This window comes from Pseudotabrizicola sp., assembly GCF_030656345.1.
GTDB lineage: Bacteria > Pseudomonadota > Alphaproteobacteria > Rhodobacterales > Rhodobacteraceae > Pseudotabrizicola.
In genome coordinates this window covers 398,809-417,387 of the sequence record NZ_JAUSNR010000010.1, presented here as the reverse complement: position 1 = coordinate 417,387, position 18,579 = coordinate 398,809, and the positions used below count along the sequence as shown (strand labels likewise).

18 protein-coding genes are annotated in these 18,579 nt (G+C 65.9%); 5 read left to right on the top strand and 13 right to left on the bottom strand.

Features of this window, described 5'->3' with window-relative positions; all coding sequences use genetic code 11:
* Nucleotides 1-5: 5 nt before the first annotated feature.
* The 5 genes from Q7J44_RS05750 to Q7J44_RS05730 all read right to left on the bottom strand — a co-directional run bounded on the left by Q7J44_RS05750 (nt 6) and on the right by Q7J44_RS05730 (nt 4,105).
* Entirely contained in the window at nt 6-482 is a 477-nt protein-coding gene (locus tag Q7J44_RS05750) for a MarR family winged helix-turn-helix transcriptional regulator (RefSeq protein WP_304877880.1), read from the bottom strand.
* 73 nt (nt 483-555) lie between these two features.
* On the bottom strand, nt 556-1,311 hold the full coding sequence (locus tag Q7J44_RS05745; protein WP_304877877.1) for an ABC transporter ATP-binding protein: 756 nt from the start codon (nt 1,309-1,311) through the stop codon (nt 556-558).
* Nucleotides 1,308-2,249 (bottom strand): iron chelate uptake ABC transporter family permease subunit, encoded by a 942-nt coding sequence (locus tag Q7J44_RS05740; protein WP_304877875.1) that lies wholly within the window; start codon nt 2,247-2,249, stop codon nt 1,308-1,310. Before Q7J44_RS05740 ends, Q7J44_RS05745 begins: the two co-directional genes overlap by 4 nt.
* On the bottom strand, nt 2,242-3,195 hold the full coding sequence (locus Q7J44_RS05735; protein ID WP_304877873.1) for an ABC transporter permease: 954 nt from the start codon (nt 3,193-3,195) through the stop codon (nt 2,242-2,244). Before Q7J44_RS05735 ends, Q7J44_RS05740 begins: the two co-directional genes overlap by 8 nt.
* A gap of 19 nt (nt 3,196-3,214) precedes the next feature.
* Nucleotides 3,215-4,105, bottom strand: coding sequence for a siderophore ABC transporter substrate-binding protein (locus Q7J44_RS05730; protein WP_304877871.1), 891 nt, complete (start codon nt 4,103-4,105; stop codon nt 3,215-3,217).
* 126 nt (nt 4,106-4,231) lie between these two features.
* Here Q7J44_RS05730 and Q7J44_RS05725 point away from each other — a divergent pair, with 126 nt between their 5' ends.
* From Q7J44_RS05725 to rsgA, 3 genes are all read left to right on the top strand, one after another.
* Complete coding sequence (locus Q7J44_RS05725) at nt 4,232-4,534, top strand: DUF2218 domain-containing protein (RefSeq protein ID WP_304877870.1); 303 nt, start codon at nt 4,232-4,234, stop codon at nt 4,532-4,534.
* 154 nt (nt 4,535-4,688) lie between these two features.
* Nucleotides 4,689-5,543, top strand: a complete 855-nt coding sequence (locus Q7J44_RS05720) for an amidohydrolase (RefSeq protein WP_304877868.1) — start codon at nt 4,689-4,691, stop codon at nt 5,541-5,543.
* Nucleotides 5,544-5,625: 82 nt separating this feature from the next.
* Complete coding sequence (rsgA, locus tag Q7J44_RS05715) at nt 5,626-6,660, top strand: ribosome small subunit-dependent GTPase A (protein WP_304877866.1); 1,035 nt, start codon at nt 5,626-5,628, stop codon at nt 6,658-6,660.
* An 8-nt stretch (nt 6,661-6,668) separates the two neighbouring features.
* On the opposite strand, the gene Q7J44_RS05710 is transcribed toward rsgA, so the two are convergent.
* The 8 genes from Q7J44_RS05710 to rimO all read right to left on the bottom strand — a co-directional run bounded on the left by Q7J44_RS05710 (nt 6,669) and on the right by rimO (nt 15,226).
* Nucleotides 6,669-7,595, bottom strand: coding sequence for a sulfotransferase (locus Q7J44_RS05710; RefSeq protein WP_304877864.1), 927 nt, complete (start codon nt 7,593-7,595; stop codon nt 6,669-6,671).
* Complete coding sequence (locus tag Q7J44_RS05705) at nt 7,592-8,758, bottom strand: hypothetical protein (RefSeq protein WP_304877862.1); 1,167 nt, start codon at nt 8,756-8,758, stop codon at nt 7,592-7,594. The genes Q7J44_RS05710 and Q7J44_RS05705 overlap by 4 nt, the downstream gene beginning before the upstream one ends.
* Nucleotides 8,759-8,821: 63 nt before the next feature.
* Nucleotides 8,822-9,952 (bottom strand): polysaccharide biosynthesis/export family protein, encoded by a 1,131-nt coding sequence (locus Q7J44_RS05700; protein WP_304877860.1) that lies wholly within the window; start codon nt 9,950-9,952, stop codon nt 8,822-8,824.
* A gap of 196 nt (nt 9,953-10,148) precedes the next feature.
* Nucleotides 10,149-11,027 (bottom strand): glucose-1-phosphate thymidylyltransferase RfbA, encoded by an 879-nt coding sequence (rfbA, locus tag Q7J44_RS05695; protein WP_304877859.1) that lies wholly within the window; start codon nt 11,025-11,027, stop codon nt 10,149-10,151.
* Nucleotides 11,024-11,878, bottom strand: coding sequence for a dTDP-4-dehydrorhamnose reductase (rfbD, locus tag Q7J44_RS05690; protein ID WP_304877857.1), 855 nt, complete (start codon nt 11,876-11,878; stop codon nt 11,024-11,026). Before rfbD ends, rfbA begins: the two co-directional genes overlap by 4 nt.
* Entirely contained in the window at nt 11,875-12,915 is a 1,041-nt protein-coding gene (gene rfbB / locus Q7J44_RS05685) for a dTDP-glucose 4,6-dehydratase (RefSeq protein WP_304877855.1), read from the bottom strand. Before rfbB ends, rfbD begins: the two co-directional genes overlap by 4 nt.
* On the bottom strand, nt 12,912-13,478 hold the full coding sequence (rfbC, locus tag Q7J44_RS05680) for a dTDP-4-dehydrorhamnose 3,5-epimerase (RefSeq protein ID WP_304877853.1): 567 nt from the start codon (nt 13,476-13,478) through the stop codon (nt 12,912-12,914). Before rfbC ends, rfbB begins: the two co-directional genes overlap by 4 nt.
* A gap of 362 nt (nt 13,479-13,840) precedes the next feature.
* Nucleotides 13,841-15,226, bottom strand: coding sequence for a 30S ribosomal protein S12 methylthiotransferase RimO (gene rimO / locus Q7J44_RS05675; RefSeq protein WP_304877851.1), 1,386 nt, complete (start codon nt 15,224-15,226; stop codon nt 13,841-13,843).
* Between the two features lie 237 nt (nt 15,227-15,463).
* Between rimO and Q7J44_RS05670 the strand changes: the two genes are divergently transcribed.
* Nucleotides 15,464-16,495, top strand: a complete 1,032-nt coding sequence (locus tag Q7J44_RS05670; RefSeq protein WP_304877849.1) for a hydroxyacid dehydrogenase — start codon at nt 15,464-15,466, stop codon at nt 16,493-16,495.
* Nucleotides 16,496-16,578: 83 nt separating this feature from the next.
* Nucleotides 16,579-18,573 (top strand): AsmA family protein, encoded by a 1,995-nt coding sequence (locus tag Q7J44_RS05665; protein WP_304877847.1) that lies wholly within the window; start codon nt 16,579-16,581, stop codon nt 18,571-18,573.
* Nucleotides 18,574-18,579 lie beyond the last annotated feature (6 nt).

The window sequence follows — 18,579 nt, the reverse complement described above, 5'->3', positions numbered from 1 at the left end:
AGCCACTATGGATACAGCCGGATCAGCACGCGGCACAGCGCGTAAGCCTCATCCGTGCTGACCCTATGGGCGAATTCGGACTGGATCGCGTCCATATAGGCGGGCCAGATCGCATCATTTGCCAGCCGCCCGGCCTCGGTCAGGAACAAACGTTGCCCGCGCCCGGCCCCCGGGCTGCGCTCGCGGCGCACAAGGCCCGAGCTGACCATGCGGGTCACATGGCGCGACAGCGTGTATTGCGCGACATGCAGCCTGCGTTCCAGTTCGGCCATCTGCATCCCCTCGGCGGCACTCCGGTCAATCTCCAGCATGATCTCGTGCCAGATGGGGTCTTCCATGCCATGGCGGCGCAGCGCGCGCGCGATGCGGGGAAAAGCGGTGCGCTGGATGCGCAGCAGGTTGAACCACACCCGGTTATAGGCGATGCGCGGATCGTCATCACCGAAATCAGGGGCGGGGGGCAGGGCGTCGCTGGATATCACTGGCAGGTCCATCGGGGCAGGGGATGGGGCAGCATAGGCTGCCTGCCATCGGTTTGTCAGCCTTGCGGCGGGATTACAGGTGATGCAGCACCAGCGGCTTGCCATCGACCTGCATCACCCGCAGGTCCATATCATAGATCGCGCCCAGCGTGGGGGCGGTGCAGACCTGGGACGGCGGACCCTCGGCCACAATGCGCCCGTCCTTCATGGCGACGATATGGTCTGCCCAGACCGCCGCATGGTTGATGTCATGCAGCACCACGACCACGCTGCGACCCGCATCGCGCAACCCCGCCAGCCGCGCCATCACGCCGCGCGCATGGGCCATATCAAGCGCCGCAAGCGGTTCATCCAGCAGCAGCCAGTCTGCGCCCTGCGCCAGCGTCATCGCGATAAACGCCCGCTGGCGCTGACCACCCGACAGCGCATCGACAAAGCGGTCACCGAGCTGGGTCAGGTCCATATCGTCCAGCGCCCGGCTTACCTGTGCCGCATCCTGCGGGCCGGGGCGGCCCTGATGATGCGGCCAGCGGCCAAAGCTCACCAGCTCGCGCACCCGCAGGCGGCTGCCCAGCGGGTTGGATTGCGACAGGATCGCCATCTGTTTCGCCAGCTGGCGGGTGTCGGTGCGGGCAATGTCGGACCCGTCGACCGTTATCTGCCCGGCCTGCAGCGGCATCAGCCGCCCCATCAGCGACAGCAGGGTGGATTTGCCCGCGCCATTCGGCCCGATCAGCGCGGTCAGCCTGCCCTTGGGCAGGCGCAGGCTGATGTCTGACAGGATCGGGGTCTGGCCGATCCGGTGGCTGACGCCCTGAACCTCGATCATCTGATGCGTCCCTTCAGCAGCAACCACAGGAAAAACAGCCCGCCGGCAAATTCGATCACCACCGACAGGGTGGATTGCAGGCCAAGCGCGCGTTCGAACACCGTCTGTCCGCCGACCAGCAGCAGGCCGGCGATCAGCATCGCCATCGGCAACAGCCGGGCATGGCGGGCGGTGCCCGCCGCCTCATGCGCCAGTCCGGCGACGATCAGGCCAAAGAAGGCCATCGGCCCGACCAGCGCGGTGGCGACCGACACCAGCACCGCGACGATTCCCAGTGCCAGCAGCAGCAGCCGGTCATGCTTCAGCCCCAGCGACACCGCAATGGGGCGGCCAAGCGCCAGCACATCCAGCCGCGGGGCCAGCCACAGCGCCAGCCCGATGGCCGCGCAGGTCAGCGTGGGGGCATAGGGCAGCAGGTCGGTGTTCACCCGGGCAAAGCTGGCGAAGCTGGCGTATTGCACCACGGCAAAGGCATTCGGGTCCAGCACGCGTGCCAGAAACCCGGCGGCAGACCGGAACAGCACCCCCAGAATCACCCCGGTCAGGATCAGCCGCGCCACATCCTGCCCGGCGCGGCCCAGCAGGGTGCCGAACAGCAGCAAGGAGGCCGCGATCATGATCGCCACCTCGACCCCGAATTTGGCGGGCACCGGCAGACTGGCAAAGCCGGTCAGGCCCAGACCGGCAACAAGGGCTGTCTGCATCAGGATATACAGCGCATCAAACCCCATGATCTGCGGCGTCAGAATCCGGTTGCGGCTGACGGTCTGAAACAGCACCGTCGCCACCGCCACGGCAGCCCCCACCAGCAGCATCCCCGCCAGCTTGCCTGCGCGCAGCGACAGCACAAACGGCCACTTCGGCCCCAGCCCCCACAGCAGATAGGCGGCGCAGGCCACGGTCAGCGCCAGCGTCAGAAAGGTGGCGCGCCTATCCACGGGCGGGTTCCCGGTACAGCAGCCACAGGAACAGCAGGCTGCCGACCACGCCCAGCACAGTGCCCACCGGCACCTCGTAGGGGTAGCGCACCAGCCGCCCGGTGATGTCGCAGGCCAGCACCAGCGCAGCCCCCCCCGCAGCGGTGACCGGCAGGGTGGCGCGCAGGTTGTCGCCCATGCGGCGGGCCACGATGTTGGGCACCACCAGCCCGATGAAAGGGATCATCCCCACGGTCACGATCACCAGTGCTGTCACCACCGCCACCACCACCAGCCCCAGCCGCATCACCGCATCGGGGTTCAGGCCCAGCCCGGTTGCCGTCTCTTGCCCCAAGCCCAGAATGGCAAAGCGGTCGGCGGCAAACCATGCCAGTGCGGCGGCGGCGGCGGCGATCCACAGCAGCTCATAGCGTCCGGCGATCACGCCGGAAAACTCCCCGGTGAACAGCCAGATGCCGATCATCTGCAGAAGGTCAGTCTGCCAGCCGATAAAGGTGACCATGGCCCCAAGGATCGACGCCAGCACGATGCCGACCAGCGGCACCAGCAACACCTCACGCGGGGGCAGGCGGCGGATCAGCCGCAAGAACAGCGCGGTGCCCGCCATGGCGGCAAGGCTGGCCACCACCATTTTGACCCAGATCGGCGCAGCGGGCGCGATCAGTGTCACCGCCAGCAGGCCTAGGGCCGCACTTTCCGCCGTGCCGGTGGTGCCCGGTTCGACAAAGCGGTTGCGCACCAGTTGCTGCATCACCACCCCGGCAATCGCGAGCGCCGCGCCGGTCAGGATCACCGCCGCCGTGCGCGGCACGCGCGATACGGTCAGGATCAGCGCCGCCTGCGGGTCATGGCCAAGGCTGGCCAGATCCATATCCGCCGCCCCGATCAGCAGGCTGGCGGCAGAGAGCGGCACGAGCAGTAGGGTCAGGGCAAGGGCCGGGCGCATGGCTGGGCAGGTCTGCGCGTTACTTGGAAAACGCGGCGGTCAGCTCTGCCAGCGTGGTGGTGATCGAGGTATAGCCGCCCCCCGCAATATAGACCGGGCCCGACGACAGATAAAGGATCTGCCCCTTTTGCCCGGCGGTGGTGCCTGCCACCAGCGGGTTGTCCAGCGTGGCCTGCGCCGAAGCCGTCTCGCCAATCGCCGCCGCACGGTCGACCACGATCAGCCAGTCGGGATTGGCCTGCGCGATGAACTCGAAGGACACCGCATCGCCATGGGTGTCGGGGGTCAGGTTGGCGTAGGCCTCTGGCAGATCCAGCGCAGAGTGCAGCCAGCCAAAGCGCGATCCCTTGCCATAGGCGGAAACCTTTGGCCCGTTGGTCTGCACGATCAGTGCGGTGCCTTTGCCCGCCACGGCGGCGCGGGCGGCGGTCAGGGCCGCGTCGAATTCTGCCAGCAGGTCTGCGGCCTGTTCCGGTTTGCCGAACAGGGTGCCATAGGCCTCGATCCGCTGCCGCGCTTCACCGGGAATGTCTTCCCAGATGGTCATGTCGATGGTCTGCGCGATGGGGGACAGCGCGCCTACCTGTGTTGAGGACCGACCGCCGACGATGATCAGATCGGGGGTCAGCCCGGCCAGCGCTTCCAGATCCGGCTCGAACAGGGTGCCCATCGGGGTCACGGGCACAGCCGACAGATAGTCGAGGTACAGCTTGTCCGGCGTGCCATCGGGGATGACGCCAAGGGCTGTCAGGGTGTCGATGGCCGCGATGTCGAACACGGCGATCTTTGCCGGGGTGGCGGGCACCGTCACCGCGCCCTGAGCGGTCAGCACGGTGAGCGGTTCGGCCTGTGCGGTGGGGGCGGCAAGCATCAACGCGGCCAGCAGGCCGGAAAGGGGGGCACGGATCATCAGCGGCTCCTGCAGGGTGGCGTGTGGCTGATGATCTGGCTTCACGCGAGGGGGATGCCGGTTCCTTACCGTCTTGCCCCGCGCAGTTCCAGAGGATATTCCATGTAAAACAGTTGGGAATGCCGCATGCTCGTATCAACAGCCCGTTATCCGACGCCGCACGCGTCAAAATACCTGCAACAACTGTGCAAGCACTTTGCCCACAAGGTCGCTGTGGACTTCGATGACCGGCAGGGCACCGCCGCGCTGCTGTCGGGCCCGGCAGATCTTGCCGCTGATAATGAGGCGCTGACGGTCCGCGTCACGGCGGACGACATGAAGGGGTTGATTCAGGCCCGCTTTGCCATCGACGTGCATCTGGTGACCTTTGCCCATCGTGAGGGGTTTTCCGGGCTGAACTGGCAGCTTGAACGCGGCACAACAGACTGAGGCACAACAGACTGAGGCGGGGCAGGCTGAGGCGGGGCTGGATTTGCAGGCGCAACATCGCTTTACTGCGACAGGGGCAAGATGCGCCAGATCAGCTTGCACAGCGCAGGCCCTGCCGCTGCCCCATGCTGTTGCGCAATAAAGGGACTGGCCGATGATTTTTGACACCCATCTGCATCTGGTGAACCGCAGCCGGCTGTCCTATCCGTGGCTGGAGGGTGCCCCGGCGCTGAACCGCGACTGGAGCTATGAAGAGTACGAATCCACCGCCCGCCGCATCGGCATCACCGATGTGCTGCATATGGAGGTGGATGTGGCCGAGGCCGATATCGAGGCGGAAACCGCCTTTATCGCGGACCTGATGCAACGGCCCGGCAGTCTGATCCGCGGGGCCATCGCCGCGGCCCGCCCCGAATCCCCTGGCTTTGCCGCTTGGCTTGAGCGGGTAGATCGCAGCGTGGTCAAGGGCTTGCGGCGTGTTTTGCATGTTGTGCCCGATGCGGTGTCGCAATCTGAGCTGTTTCGCGACAACATCGCGCGTCTGGGCACCGTGGGGCTGCCGTTTGATATCGTGATGCTGGCGCGGCAACTGCCGCTGGCCATTGAACTGGCCGATGCCTGCCCTGACACCGTTTTCGTGCTGGATCATTGCGGCGTGCCAGACATCGCGGGCGGCGCGTTTGAGCCTTGGGCCGCCAGGATCACCGATCTGGCCCGCCGCCCGAATGTGATCCTGAAACTGTCGGGCATCACCGCCTATACCGGCGGCGACTGGACACTGGACACGCTGCGGCCATGGGTCACCCATGTGCTGGAGCAGTTCGGGGCCGACCGCATGGTCTGGGGCTCTGACAGTCCGGTCTGCACATTGCAGTCCAGCCTGCCCGAATGGGTCGCGACCAGTCAGGCCCTGCTGGCCGACCTGTCGGTCAGTGAGCGCGGCGCGATCCTGCACGCCAATGCCTGCAGGCTGTGGGATATCGCGGTGCCGGACCGGCGGTCGGCCTGATGGCTGCGAAAGCCTGCCGGGCGGCTGCCGCGCCGGTGAGTTCAGCTTGCATTGCGCCGGTGTCACGATCATGCAGTCAGACATGACCCAGAACACAGACCTAGACGCCACGTCCCAACCCGCCCTTGGCTGGTCCGCCTTTTTTGACGATCAGCTGGGGCCAGAGGAACAGTCCCTCGACCGGATGCGCATTGCCACGGTGCACCGTGCCCGGCTGACCGCCGTGGCGGGCGGCGATCCAGTCCGCCTGACGCTGTCGCCGCAGGCCAGCACTGCCGATTACGCGGTCGGCGACTGGGTGCTGGTGGACCCGCAGACCCGGCTTCTGCTGCGGCGGCTGGACCGCAGATCGGTGCTGCAGCGCCATACCGAAGGCGCGCGCGTGCCGCAGCTGATTGCCGCGAATGTCGACACGCTGTTCATCGTCACCTCTTGCAATGACGATCTGAACCCGGCCCGGCTGGAACGCTATCTGGCCTTTGCCAATGAAGCCGGGACCAACCCGGTGATCGTGCTGACCAAGGTGGATCAGGTGCCTGATCCGGCCCCTTATATCGCGCAGGTGGCGGGATTGCAGCGCGGGCTTGCGGTGGTGGCACTGGATGCAACCTCTGCGCAGGCCGCAGGTCAGCTGGCGCAATGGTGCGCGCCGGGGCAGACCGTGGCGCTTGTCGGCTCATCCGGGGTGGGCAAGTCATCGTTGCTGAACACGCTGGCCGGAAAAACCGGGGCAGAGGCGCAGGAAACCGGCAGCATCCGCGAGGCCGATGCCAAGGGGCGGCACACCACCACCGCGCGGTCGCTGCACCCGATCACCGGAGGCGGCTGGGTGATCGACACGCCGGGCATGCGCACGCTGCATATCAGCGACACCGCCTTCGGGCTGGACCAGCTGTTTGCCGAAATCACCGAACTGGCCCCGGCCTGCCGTTTTCGCGACTGCACCCATGCCCATGAACCCGGCTGCGCTGTGCAGGCTGCGATTGCGGCCGGCACGCTGGACCCGGCGCGGCTGGACCGCTGGCGCAAACTGCACGATGAGAACCGCGCCAACACCCCGGTTCAATCCGGCCCGCGCGGCAACCGGACGACAAAACTGCCGTCAAAACGCTGGTAGCCTGCCGGTCATGGGTCGTAGCCAAGCTGCGCGCACAGCCGCAGATAGGCCGGGTCGCCCCGCTGCGCCTCAATGGCGGGCGGCACCGCGCGCCGGGGGCGGGGGGTGATGTTGCTGCCCGACCGCCCGCTGTCGCCGCTGATGGCGACGGCCCCGATCAGGTCGATCGAAAGCGGTTCATAGGGCAGATCCAGATGGCCGCAAATCCGTTCCAGCCCAGCCTGCGGCTCTGCCACAAAGTCTTCGTAGCGCAGCACCGGCAGACTGGCATGCCGCGTCAGGAAGGCAAGATAGCGTTGGCCGTAGGCTTCCAGCGTGAAGGGTGAGAACTGCCGCCACCCCAGCGCGTCGAGCGAGGCAAAGCTGTCCAGCGGGTGGCGCACGGTGACCAGCGCTTTTACCCGGCAGCACTGGACCAGCATCTCGTGCACGGTCTGGCGCGAAGCCGCGTCCACTCCGGTGCAGAACTGCGAATGCGGATGATCACGCAGCACCAGTCGCTGGCCCCGCCGGGCCAGCGCCGTCAGCGTCGTCGTGATGGCGGCCTGAAATGCCTCGACCACCACGGCCTGATCCACACGATGGTCGGCCCGCAGCAAGTGCAACAGAATATCATGTGGGGCGAATTCGGTTTTCGGATACGTCGGCTCCAGCTTGGCGCGGCTGAGCGGATCAATCTCGCTCAGCAGCACGGTGTTGGGCAGCGCCGCCACGCAGCGTGACAGCAAGGTGCCGCCGGTGCAGGCAAAGTGGTGGATGCTGCGCATCGGCTGCGGTTCAGGGAACCCGTCGCGCATCGCTACACATTGCGCCAGCAGGCTGGGCAGCGGCTCTGCCCCCGCGTCGCCGTCATCGCGGCCGCGATAGTCGGCCAGCAGATCCAGCGCGGCCTCCAGATCGGCTGCCACGCTGCGCGCGCTTGGCGTCAGGGTCATAGCGCCGGTCCCGCCTTTGCTTTGCGATGCTTGGGGTCCTTGGCGGGTTTTGGCAGCTTGCCGGGTTTTGGTTTCGCAATTCCCTTGCCGGACTGTGGCTGCCCGGGGGCGTTGGTCTGGCCAATCTGCAAAGCCTGCAGATGCGCTGCGGCCTGCGCCAGTCTGGGTGTCAGCTTGCGCAGCAGGTCTTCCTGACGCTGCCGCTCACGCTCGCTGTGGTCCAGTTGCGTGCGCAGGTCGCGCAGGTCAAGCGCCTGCATCGCCTGAACCCGCGCTGACAGGGCCTGATCGGCCAGACACTGATCCCGCTTGCGGATCGCTTCGGCCGCGGCGGTCTGTTGGGTGGCAAGCGACTGGCGCGCCGCCTCGGTCTCTGTGCGAAAGCTGGCAAAGGCCTGATCGACCGCGTCTTTCGCCGCCTGCAAGGACTGGACCTGCGCTACCAGCTGCGCTTCGCGCGCATCAGACCGGGTTTGCGCGGCGGTCAGATCGGCCACGGTTTGCGACAGGTCGTTCAGCTTCACCTGCAAGTCGGCGATCTGCCTGACCTTCGGGTCAGGCTGAAAGCTGAGGACGGGCCAGTCCGGATCACTGGTGTCAGATCCTGTCCGCCCAAAGCCCTGCGCCTGCAGCATCTGCGCGACCCCGGTCCGCCCGCTGGCACCGTGGAAGAACGCCTGCGCGCCGCAGCGCAGGGTGATCCGGGTGATCCGGTCCGGACCGATACAGCGCCACAGCGCGTCCAGCACCCCGGCCTCGGCCCCCGGACAGTCCATCGCGACGGCAATGTTGCCTTGGGCAGGCAGCAGGGGGGCCAGATCCTGCGGCCCCAGCCGGTGAACAGGCACTCGCCCGGTGATCTTCAGCCCCGGCAGCAGCTCCCGCAGCGCGGCGGTGGGTTCGCCAAGGCTTGCCAGCCCGGGCATATTGAACCGCAGCGCCTCTGCCTCCGTCGTGGCCGGGCCGGGGATAGCGGGGATATGGCGGAAATCGGGGGCGGATTTCAACGGCGTGCCGGCCTCTGGCGGGTCTGGCGAAAACAGCAGGATCTGCGCGGCGTTGATCGGGCCGAGACCCCTCGCGGCAGAGCCATGCAGGCAGATCATCAGCAAGGTGGCTTCCGGCACCGGGTGCCCGTTGGCAGAGGTATGGACTTGTGACATCGAGTTGCCCACCATCAGTTGTTGTCCGGAGTGCCAGGTCCGGGGGTGACGTCAGGCCAGCGGTCAGTCGGATGCGGCATTGCGCAACCCGAACGCTGCACCGAACAGCCCCATGATCGACGTGGCGGCCACAATCGGCGATTCCGTCACCAGAATGGTGTCTTTGGGATTGATCTCGAACGACCGGGCGGCGAACAGGCCTGCCGCACTGGTCAGATCAATCGTGAACACCACCTGCGTTTTGCCCGGCCCCGACCCGTCTGTGCGCAGGTCTTTTGCGGCATAGTTGCGCAAGATCAGAATGCCCTTCGGGTCGGCACGCGAATCGACCAGACCGCCGATATGCGACAGCGCTTCCATCGCGCTGATGTTATCGCGTTCGAAATACAGCAGCTCTTCGCGCCCGGCCGCCCCGATGGCGGTGAAATAGCGGCGGTCTTCTTCGACAAACACCTTGTCGCCGCCCTTCATCAGCACATTCTTCGACCCGTCGGAAAACAGGCTTTCCGCCCGGATCTCATAGGTCCGCCCGTCGCGGATCATCCGCACCAGCGGGTTGCGCAGGGTGGAGGAGATGCCGCCGGCCTGCGCAATCAGCGACAGGATGGTGGTGTTGCGGTCCATCAGCGGATAGGCCCCGGCGCGACCGACGCCGGTGACAATATCGACCGAGTTCAGCCGCCCCACCTCGACCGTCAGCTGCACCTGCGCTGAGGGCACGGTGGGGGCCAGCGCGGTTTCAATTTCTTGCCGCACCTGCGACGGGGTTTTGCCGCGCACCATGATATCGCCGACATAGGGCACAAACAGCGAGCCTTCGGGCGATACCGTCAGATTGGGCAGCGCGACCGACCGCTCACCCGCTGCAGCGATCAGCGAATTGCTTTGCGGGTCCCAGATCACCAGCGAAATCCGGTCCCCGGCTGCGATCAGCGGGCTGTTCGCGCCCGACCCGTTGGGCAGCCAGTGGTATGACCCCGCCCATCCGGTCGTGGGCCAATGCGCAACCTGACTGACCGAATCGCGCGTGACCTCTATCACCTGAAACTCTGCGTTTGCACTGTTCTGGCCGCGCAAAACCTCGCTTTGCAGCGCGGCACCGCGGGGGGCGGAGCATCCGGCCAGAACGGACAGGACCAGCAAGGCCGCAGCCAACCGGAAGACGGGTCCGGTCAGTGTCTTTTGCTTGCCCATTCTTGCCACGCCTAGCGAACCATCTTCCTGTTGTCCTGACGGACCGAACAGCAAGACTACCCCCTGTTCACCGGTGTTCCGTGCTGCGACAGCCCAAGCTGACGCAGCCCCCACACAGGACTGCGTGCAGCAAATTGGTTAACAAATGGTTTCCAGAAATCCGAAACGTCAACGGCACGCGCGACCCGGCCAGATCTCAGCCTTGCTGCGCAACCGTCAGCAGGTATTTGCCGTAGTCGTTCTTTCTGAACACCTCGGCCCGCCGCATCAGGTCATCTGCGGTGATCCAGCCCAACACAAAGGCGATCTCATCCGGGCAGCCGACCTGCAACCCCTGCCGCCCGGTCAGGGTGCGCACGAAATTGCCCGCATCCAGCAGGCTTTCATGGGTTCCGGTATCCAGCCAGGCATAGCCGCGGCCCATCTGCTGTACTTGCAGGCTGCCCTCGGTCAGGTAGACCGACAACAGATCGACAATCTCCAGCTCACCCCTTGGTGAGGGTTTGATCTGGCGGGCAAATTCCGGGGCGCGGCCATCAAGGAAATACAGGCCCGTCACCGCGTAGTTTGATGGCGGCACGGCGGGCTTTTCGATGATCTCCTTCACCGTGCCGTTGCCGTCAAAGGCCACCACGCCATAGCGTTCCGGATCGGTGACGCGGTAGCCAAAGACCGTGCCGCCAGTCGCGCGGTCATCTGCGGCTTTCAGCAGTTCCGGCAGGCCGTGGCCGAAAAAGATGTTGTCGCCCAGCACCATGGCCGATGGCGCGCCGTCCAGAAACGCCTCGGCCAGCAGATAGGCCTGCGCCAGACCGTCTGGCGAAGGCTGGAGGATCCATTCAAACCGCAGCCCCCATTGCGACCCGTCTCCCATCAGCCGCTGAAACTGCGCCTGATCTTCCGGCGTGGTCACAATTGCAATCTCACGGATGCCTGCCAGCATCAGCGTCGACAGCGGATAATAGATCATCGGCTTGTCATAGACCGGCAACAGCTGCTTTGACACACCCATGGTGATGGGCCAAAGCCGCGTGCCCGAGCCGCCTGCCAGAATGATCCCTTTGCGTTGTGTCATGCCAAAACCTTCAAATCTGTAAGAACATCACGCAGACCCGCGTGCCAGTCAGGCCGCGCCAGTCCGAAAGCGGAGTGGGTGGTGGAACAGTCCATCCGCGAATTCAACGGTCGCTGTGCCGGGGTGGGGTAGTCTGATGTGGGGATATCCGCCACTTCGACCGTGCGGCCCGACAGCGCAAAGATCGCGCGGGCAAACCCGGACCATGTGGTGTCGGGTGCGCCGGAAAAGTGATAGCTGCCCGACAGGGCGGGGTCGGCGCGCAGTGCATGTGCCATGGTCAGGCAGGCGCTTGCAATCGCCGCCGCCGGGGTCGGGCCGCCGACCTGATCGCCGACAACCGTCAGCCGGTCGCGGGTTTCCGACAGGCGCAGCATGGTTTTCACAAAGTTCGCGCCATCGGCCGAAAACACCCAGGATGTGCGCAGAATGCCATGCACTGCGCCGGTGGCACGCAACAGCGCCTCGCCTTCGGCCTTAGTGCGGCCATAGGCCCCCAGCGGGGCCACCGGGTCATTCGGCAGAAACGGTGCTGTGCCCGTGCCATCAAAGACATAATCGGTCGAGATATGGACCAGCGGCACCTGCAGGTCTGCACAGGCGCGGCCCATCGCCTCAACCGCCAGCGCATTGACCGTGCGTGCCACCGCTTCGTCGCTCTCGGCCTTGTCCACCGCCGTATAGGCGGCGGCGTTGATCACGGCATCGGGGCGGGCCTGCGCAATGGCAGCGGCGCAGGCGGCGGGATCGGTCAGATCGGCGCGGTCGCGGCCCAGAAACGTGGCCTCCGGCATCAGCCGCGCCAAGGCGCGCGCCACCTGTCCGGTCTGGCCAAAGACCAGCAGCTTCATGCGGTTTTCCCCAGACGTTCGCCCACGCCCTGCCGGTCAAGCAACGGGCGCCACCAGCTTTCATTGTCCAGATACCAGCGCACGGTGCGGCGCAGCCCCTCCTCGACCGTCACCGAAGGCCGCCAGCCCAGTTCTTCGCGCATCCGGCTGGGGTCGATGGCATAGCGCGCGTCATGGCCGGGACGGTCGGTGACAAAGCTGATCAGCCGGTCATGCGGCGCGCCTGCCGGGCGCATCTCGTCCAGCAGCTCGCAGATCGTGCGCACCAGATCGATGTTGCGCCGCTCATTCTCGCCGCCGATGGCATAGCTGCGGCCCGGCACGCCCTTTTCCAGCGCAATCAGCAGGGCGGTGGCGTGATCTTCGACATAAAGCCAGTCGCGCACATTCTCGCCCGCCCCATAAACCGGGATCGGGCGGCCATGCAGAGCGTTCAGGATGACCACCGGGATCAGCTTTTCGGGAAAGTGGAACGGGCCGTAATTATTGGAGCAATTGGTCAGCACCACCGGCAGGCCGTAGGTTTCGTGCCAGGCCCGTACCAGATGGTCACTCGCCGCCTTTGACGCCGAATAGGGGCTGCGCGGATCATAGGGCGTGGTCTCGTCGAACTGGCCGGTGGGACCAAGGCTGCCGAACACCTCATCTGTCGAGATGTGGTGAAAGCGGAACGTGTCGGGCCGACCGGCGGCCTGCCAATAGGCGCGGGCGGCCTCCAGCATGTTGAAGGTGCCGGTGATATTGGTGTCTATGAAATCGCCCGGCCCGTCGATCGAGCGATCGACATGGCTTTCCGCGGCCAGATGCATCACGGCATCGGGGGCATGGGTTGTGAAAATCCGGGACAGCGCGGCGCGGTCGCGGATATCGGCCTGTTCGAACTGGTACAGCGGCGAATTGCCGACCGAGGCCACATTGTCCAGATTGGCCGCATAGGTCAGCGCATCCAGATTGACCACATGATGCCCAAGCGCCACCGCCTGCCGCACCACGGCCGACCCGATGAAGCCTGCGCCGCCGGTGATCAGTATTTTCATGGCTGTGTTCCTGTAGCGAAAGGAGTGTCGAAATCTGCAAAGCGCTGCGCCGCGCGGTCCTTGTCGGACAGGACCGGCTGCGCCACCGGCAGGGGCCAGTCGATGCCGCAGCTGTCCCACAGCACTGCGCCGTCACAGTCAGGCGCATAGCCGTCGGTGCATTTGTACTGCACCTCGGTATCCGCCACCAGCGTGACAAAGCCGTGCAGAAATCCCTTGGGCAACAGAAGCTGATGGCCATTGTCGGCGGTCAGCTCTGCCCCGGTCCACTGGCCGTAGGTGGGCGAGCCCCGGCGGATATCTACCGCCACATCAAAGATCGCGCCGCGCGTGCAGCGCACCAGCTTGTCCTGCGCGCGGGGTGGCTTTTGGTAATGTAGGCCGCGCAAGGTGCCCGGCTCCGCCGAAAACGAATGGTTGTCCTGCACGAAATGCAGGTCCAGCCCCGCCGCCGCCATCCGCTCGGCGTTCCAGCTTTCGGTGAACCAGCCACGGGCATCGCCAAAGCGCCGGGCTGTCAGCAGCATGACCCCCGGCAACGAGGTGGGTTTGACATCAAGCATAAAGGTTATTGCCCCAGAGTCTTATGGGCCGCGTGGCCCGGCAGGCGGGTCGCGGCGTGGTTACAGATGGTATGAAAGGCTGTCCCCGCAGCGCAGCTTGCGCCCGGCGCAATGCCTGTTGTGGCGACCGTCATCTTGTTTCTCCGCGGGCAGGGGCGGGGCCGTTTGTGCCCGACATTCACTTGTTCACACATATTGGGGGTCACTTTATCTGGTCAGACGTCGAAAGCGTGAAGAAATGGTAAAAAGATGCTCAAATTGGGGTGGATTGCAGTTCCGCGCCGAAAGTGATCAAAAAAGAAACAGGCTTTGGTGTCAACACAGGCGCCGCAGGATTTCCGGGCAGTGCGGCGGGCGGTCTTTCACCCCACGCGCCGCCCCCACAGATCATACTCCCCCGCCTCGTCCACAGTGACCGGGATGATGTCGCCGGGGGTCAGACCTTCGAACCCTTCGTCAATGAACAGGTTGCCGTCGATTTCCGGCGCATCTGCCATAGTGCGGCAGGTGGCACCATCGGCATCTACCTCATCGACGATCACTTGCAGGGTGCGGCCGACCTTGGCAGCCAGCTTCGCCTCGGAAATACCTTGGGCTTTTGCCATGAAACGATCCCAGCGGTCCTGCTTTTCTTCGGCAGGCACATGATCCGGCTGGTCATTGCTGCGGGCACCGGCGACGTTTTCATATTGAAAACAGCCCACACGGTCCAGTTGCGCCTCGTCCATCCAGTCCAGCAGGGTCTGGAACTCGGCCTCGGTCTCGCCTGGGTAGCCGACGATGAAGGTCGACCGCAGGGTGATGTCGGGGCAGGCGGCGCGCCATGCGGCGATTTCGTCCAGCGTCTTTGCCGCCGCTGCGGGGCGCGCCATCCGGCGCAACACGTCCGGGTGGGCGTGCTGGAACGGGATATCGAGATAGGGCAGGATCAGCCCGTCTGCCATCAGCGGGATCAGGTCGCGCACATGCGGGTAGGGGTAGACGTAATGCAGCCGCACCCAGGCCCCCAACTTGCCCATTTCGCGCGCAAGGTCGGTGATATGCGCCCGCACCTCGCCACCCTTCCAGGGGGACTGATCGTGCTTGCGGTCGACGCCGTAGGCGCTGGTATCCTGTGAAATCACCAGCAGTTCGCGCACCCCGGCCTCGACCAGCTTTTCCGCTTCGCGCAGCACGGCATGGGCCGGGCGGCTGACCAATCGGCCGCGCATGTCGGGGATGATGCAGAACTTGCACTTGTGATTGCAGCCTTCCGAGATTTTCAGATAGCTGTAGTGCCGTGGCGTCAGGCTGACACTGCGGGCGGGCAGCAGGTCGATGAACGGGTCGGGCGACGGCGGCACCGCGATGTGGACCGCATCCAGAACCGCCTCGTACTGATGCGGGCCGGTGACGGCCAGCACTTTCGGATGGGCACCGGTGATGTATTCGGGTTCCGCCCCCAGACAGCCGGTGACGATCACCCGGCCATTCTCAGCGAGCGCCTCGCCGATGGCGTCAAGGCTTTCGGCCTTGGCACTGTCGAGAAAGCCGCAGGTGTTGACGATCACCGCATCCGCGCCCTTGTAATCTGGGCTGATCGCATAGCCTTCGGCGCGCAGCCGGGTCAGGATACGTTCGGAATCGACCAGCGCCTTGGGGCAGCCAAGGCTGACCATGCCAATGGTCGGCTGACCGGGGCGCGGGGCCTCGGTGAACGTGGCGCGCGGGGCCAGATCGGGGCGGAGGTTGGGCGGATTGTGCGACATGGCGCGGTCTATACAAGTGTTTCGCGCAGGCGGATAGGGGGGAATACCCGCCTCAGGCACCTGCCACCCGCCCACCCCGGCGCGCCTGAGGTGGGTCTTTGGGCGCGGTTCTCTCTTCGGTGGGGTGTGCGGCCAGCGGCGCAAGCCTCCGGCGGGAGTATTTGGGAAAGCTGCAAAGGCTGGGGCTTGCGCTTTGCGGTGGGGCGCGGAAGGGTGGGGCAAAAGGGAGGGGTGAGGATGCAGGATATCGAACGGCCACTTGTGCTGTGCTGCCCGTTGCCGCGTACGTTGGAGCTGATCTTCACGCCGGCCCGTCTGGCAGAGCTGCGGGCGCGCTACCGGCTGGTCGAGACCACGGATGAAGGTTTGCCGGGGCTGGACGATGCGGTGCTGGCGCAGGCGCGCTATATCATCGGGCAGCCGCCGCTGGACCCGGCCACGCTGGCGCGGCTGAGCGGGTTGCGCTGCATCTTCAATGTCGAATCCAACCTGATCAACAACATGCCCTATGATCAGGTGTTTGCGCGCGGCATTCATGTGGTGACCACCGGCGCGGTGTTTGCCGAGCCGGTGGCCGAGATCGGCCTGGGCTTCGCGCTGTCTTTGCTGCGCAACATCCACGGGGCCGATGCCGACTTCCGGGCCGGGCAGGAGCTTTGGGGCGGGGCGGGCAATACGGGGGCGCGGTTGCTGACCGGGGCCGATGTCGGGATCATCGGCTTTGGCGATCTGGGCCGGGCGGTGGCGCGGGTGCTGCAGGGCTTTCGCCCCCGGTTGCGCATCCACGACCCCTGGCTGCCGGAGGCGCGGATCGTGGAGGCGGGGGCAGAGCCTGCCACACTGGACCAGTTGATGGCGGGGTCGGATGTGGTGTTTGTCACGGCGGCGGTGACATCGGAAAACCGGGGCTTTCTGGGGGCCGATGCCTTTGCGTCGATGCGCAAGGGGGCGGCGTTTGTTTTGCTGAGCCGGGCCGATGTGGTGGATTTTCCGGCGCTGATGGCGGCGGTCGGGTCGGGCCACATCCGGGCGGCGTCGGATGTGTTTCCCGAGGAACCCCCCGCTGCGGGTGATCCGGTGCGCCGCTTGCCGGGCCTGCTGTTGTCGGCGCACCGGGCGGGGGCGCTGGACGTGGCGTTTCAGCGGATGGGCGAGATGGTCTGGCAGGATATGGCGCTGCTTGACCGGGGCCTGCCGCCCAATCTGTGCAAGCGGGCAGAGCGGGAAACCGTGGCCCGGATGCGATCACGCCCGGTGCGCGTGAACTGAGCCGGCCCGTGGCCCTGATCTGGTTGCAAGGCGGGGGCAGGCGCGCGTAGACTCGGGGAATGTCTCTGGGGAAGGCCGTTGTCATGCGTTGGATGATCCGCTCTGTTCTGGCCTTGTCTTTGCTGGTGTTTCTGGGCGTTGCCGCCGTGGTGATGATCCCGTCCGAGCGGATTGCGGCGCTTGCGACCGAGCGCTTTTTCGAACTGACCGGGCGCCGGCTGGTGATTGAGGGCGCGGTGCGGCCCACGGTGTTTCCCACGCTGGGGGTGCAGACCGGGCCGGTCACGGTGTCGAATGCCGACTGGGGCGTTGAAGGCGACATGTTGCGCGCCGAGGGCTTAAGCATCGCGCTGGACATGGCAGCGCTGATCGGCGGCGAGGTGAAGATCACCGGCATCACGGCGCAGGCCCCGCAGCTGGTGCTGGAACGCGCGCGGGACGGGCGTGAAAACTGGGTGTTCGGGGGGGCAGACGGTGGCAGCGGCGGCGGGTCCGGGGCACAGACAGTCCGGACGGATACCCCCGTCACGCTGGATCTGGCCGAAGTGACGGATGGTCGCTTTAGCTTTGTCGATCACGGCACGGGGCGCAGGGTGGTGATGACATCCATCACCGGCGAGGCACGGATCGGCACGTCGCAGGGACCGGCCACTTTCGATTTTGAGGCCATTCTGAACGGTCAACCCTTCCGTTCCAGCCTGCAGATTGCAGAATTTGCACCTTTCATGGATGGGCGGCCGGTCGGGCTTGATCTGACGCTGAAGGCCGGTGACGCGGATCTGCATCTGGCGGGGAGGGGCGGCTGGAAGCCCCTGGCAGTTGAGGGCAAGCTGACCGCCAGCCTGGCCGATCTGTCGGCCATCACCCGGCTGGCGGGTGTGGGCCGGCCCGCCCTGCCGCAGGGTCTGGGTGCGCGGCGGGTGGATGTGAGCGGGCAGCTGACGCTGACGGACGCCGCGTCGGTGCATCTGCGCGGTGGCGCGGTGCGGCTGGATGACAACCAGCTGCGGCTGGATGCGGATCTGACCACCGCAGGCGACCGGCCCAACCTGTCGGCGCAGGTTTCGGCCGGGGCCTTGTCGCTGGCGGGTGCCTTGGGCGGCGGTACGGGCGGCGGTGGCGGTGGCGGCAACGGCGGCGGGGCGGCGGCGGATGGATGGTCCACCGCGACCATTGATGTCTCGGCGCTGGATCTGATGGATGCGTCGATTGCCCTGACGGCGGACAGCGTCGATCTGGGCAGGCTGCGGCTGGGCACCACGCGGGTGGTGACCACGATTGACCGCTCCCGCGCGGTGTTTGATCTGCGCCAGATCGCGGCCTATCAGGGCAATGTCAGCGGGCAGTTTGTGGTGAACGGCCGCTCTGGCCTGTCGGTCGGCGGCGATCTGGTGCTGGCCGGTCTGGCGATGCAGCCGATGCTGTCGGATCTTGGCGATTATGACCGGCTGATCGGCACCGGCGATCTGCGGCTGAAGTTTCTGGGCGTCGGCGGGTCGGTGGATGCGATCATGCGCAGCCTGTCCGGTTCGGGCAGCCTCAGCCTTGGCAAGGGCGAGCTGCGCGGCCTGGATGTCGCAGGCATGCTGCGCACGCTGGATGCGGGCTATGTCGGCGACGGGCAGCGCACGATTTTCGAAGCGGTCACCGGCAGTTTTCTGATCGACGCCGGGGTGTTGTCGAACTCCGATCTGGCGTTCCGCGCGCCATATGTCACCGCCACCGGCGACGGCGCGGTCAATCTTGGCGCGCGCACGCTGGATTACCGCCTGCGCCCGGTGGCACTTGCGGCGGTCGATGGCACCGGCGGGGTGATGGTGCCCTTGCTGATCACCGGCCCATGGGCCAGCCCCCGGTTCCGGCTGGATCTGGAGGCTTTGGCGCGGGAGCGTTTTGAAGAGCAGGCCAAAGAGGCCGAAGCGCGGGCCAGGGCAGAGCTGGCACGCCGGGCCGAGCAAGAGCTGGGCATCGTGCGCGAGGACGGGGAACGTCTGGAAGACGCCGCCCGCCGCCGCGCGCAAGAGGCGATTGACGCCGAGGCCGGGCGGTTGTTCCAGCGGCTTCTGGGCGGGAACTGACGCGTT

Excerpts from the sequence above, each read along its gene's own strand:
- Q7J44_RS05745 (WP_304877877.1), bottom strand. The coding sequence starts at position 1,311 with ATGATCGAGGTTCAGGGCGTCAGCCACCGGATCGGCCAGACCCCGATC.
- Q7J44_RS05735 (WP_304877873.1), bottom strand. The coding sequence starts at position 3,195 with ATGCGCCCGGCCCTTGCCCTGACCCTACTGCTCGTGCCGCTCTCTGCC.
- Q7J44_RS05730 (WP_304877871.1), bottom strand. The coding sequence starts at position 4,105 with ATGATCCGTGCCCCCCTTTCCGGCCTGCTGGCCGCGTTGATGCTTGCC.
- Q7J44_RS05725 (WP_304877870.1), top strand. The coding sequence starts at position 4,232 with ATGCTCGTATCAACAGCCCGTTATCCGACGCCGCACGCGTCAAAATAC.
- Q7J44_RS05720 (WP_304877868.1), top strand. The coding sequence starts at position 4,689 with ATGATTTTTGACACCCATCTGCATCTGGTGAACCGCAGCCGGCTGTCC.
- rsgA (WP_304877866.1), top strand. The coding sequence starts at position 5,626 with ATGACCCAGAACACAGACCTAGACGCCACGTCCCAACCCGCCCTTGGC.
- Q7J44_RS05710 (WP_304877864.1), bottom strand. The coding sequence starts at position 7,595 with ATGACCCTGACGCCAAGCGCGCGCAGCGTGGCAGCCGATCTGGAGGCC.
- Q7J44_RS05705 (WP_304877862.1), bottom strand. The coding sequence starts at position 8,758 with ATGTCACAAGTCCATACCTCTGCCAACGGGCACCCGGTGCCGGAAGCC.
- Q7J44_RS05700 (WP_304877860.1), bottom strand. The coding sequence starts at position 9,952 with ATGGGCAAGCAAAAGACACTGACCGGACCCGTCTTCCGGTTGGCTGCG.
- rfbA (WP_304877859.1), bottom strand. The coding sequence starts at position 11,027 with ATGACACAACGCAAAGGGATCATTCTGGCAGGCGGCTCGGGCACGCGG.
- rfbD (WP_304877857.1), bottom strand. The coding sequence starts at position 11,878 with ATGAAGCTGCTGGTCTTTGGCCAGACCGGACAGGTGGCGCGCGCCTTG.
- rfbB (WP_304877855.1), bottom strand. The coding sequence starts at position 12,915 with ATGAAAATACTGATCACCGGCGGCGCAGGCTTCATCGGGTCGGCCGTG.
- rfbC (WP_304877853.1), bottom strand. The coding sequence starts at position 13,478 with ATGCTTGATGTCAAACCCACCTCGTTGCCGGGGGTCATGCTGCTGACA.
- rimO (WP_304877851.1), bottom strand. The coding sequence starts at position 15,226 with ATGTCGCACAATCCGCCCAACCTCCGCCCCGATCTGGCCCCGCGCGCC.
- Q7J44_RS05670 (WP_304877849.1), top strand. The coding sequence starts at position 15,464 with ATGCAGGATATCGAACGGCCACTTGTGCTGTGCTGCCCGTTGCCGCGT.
- Q7J44_RS05665 (WP_304877847.1), top strand. The coding sequence starts at position 16,579 with ATGCGTTGGATGATCCGCTCTGTTCTGGCCTTGTCTTTGCTGGTGTTT.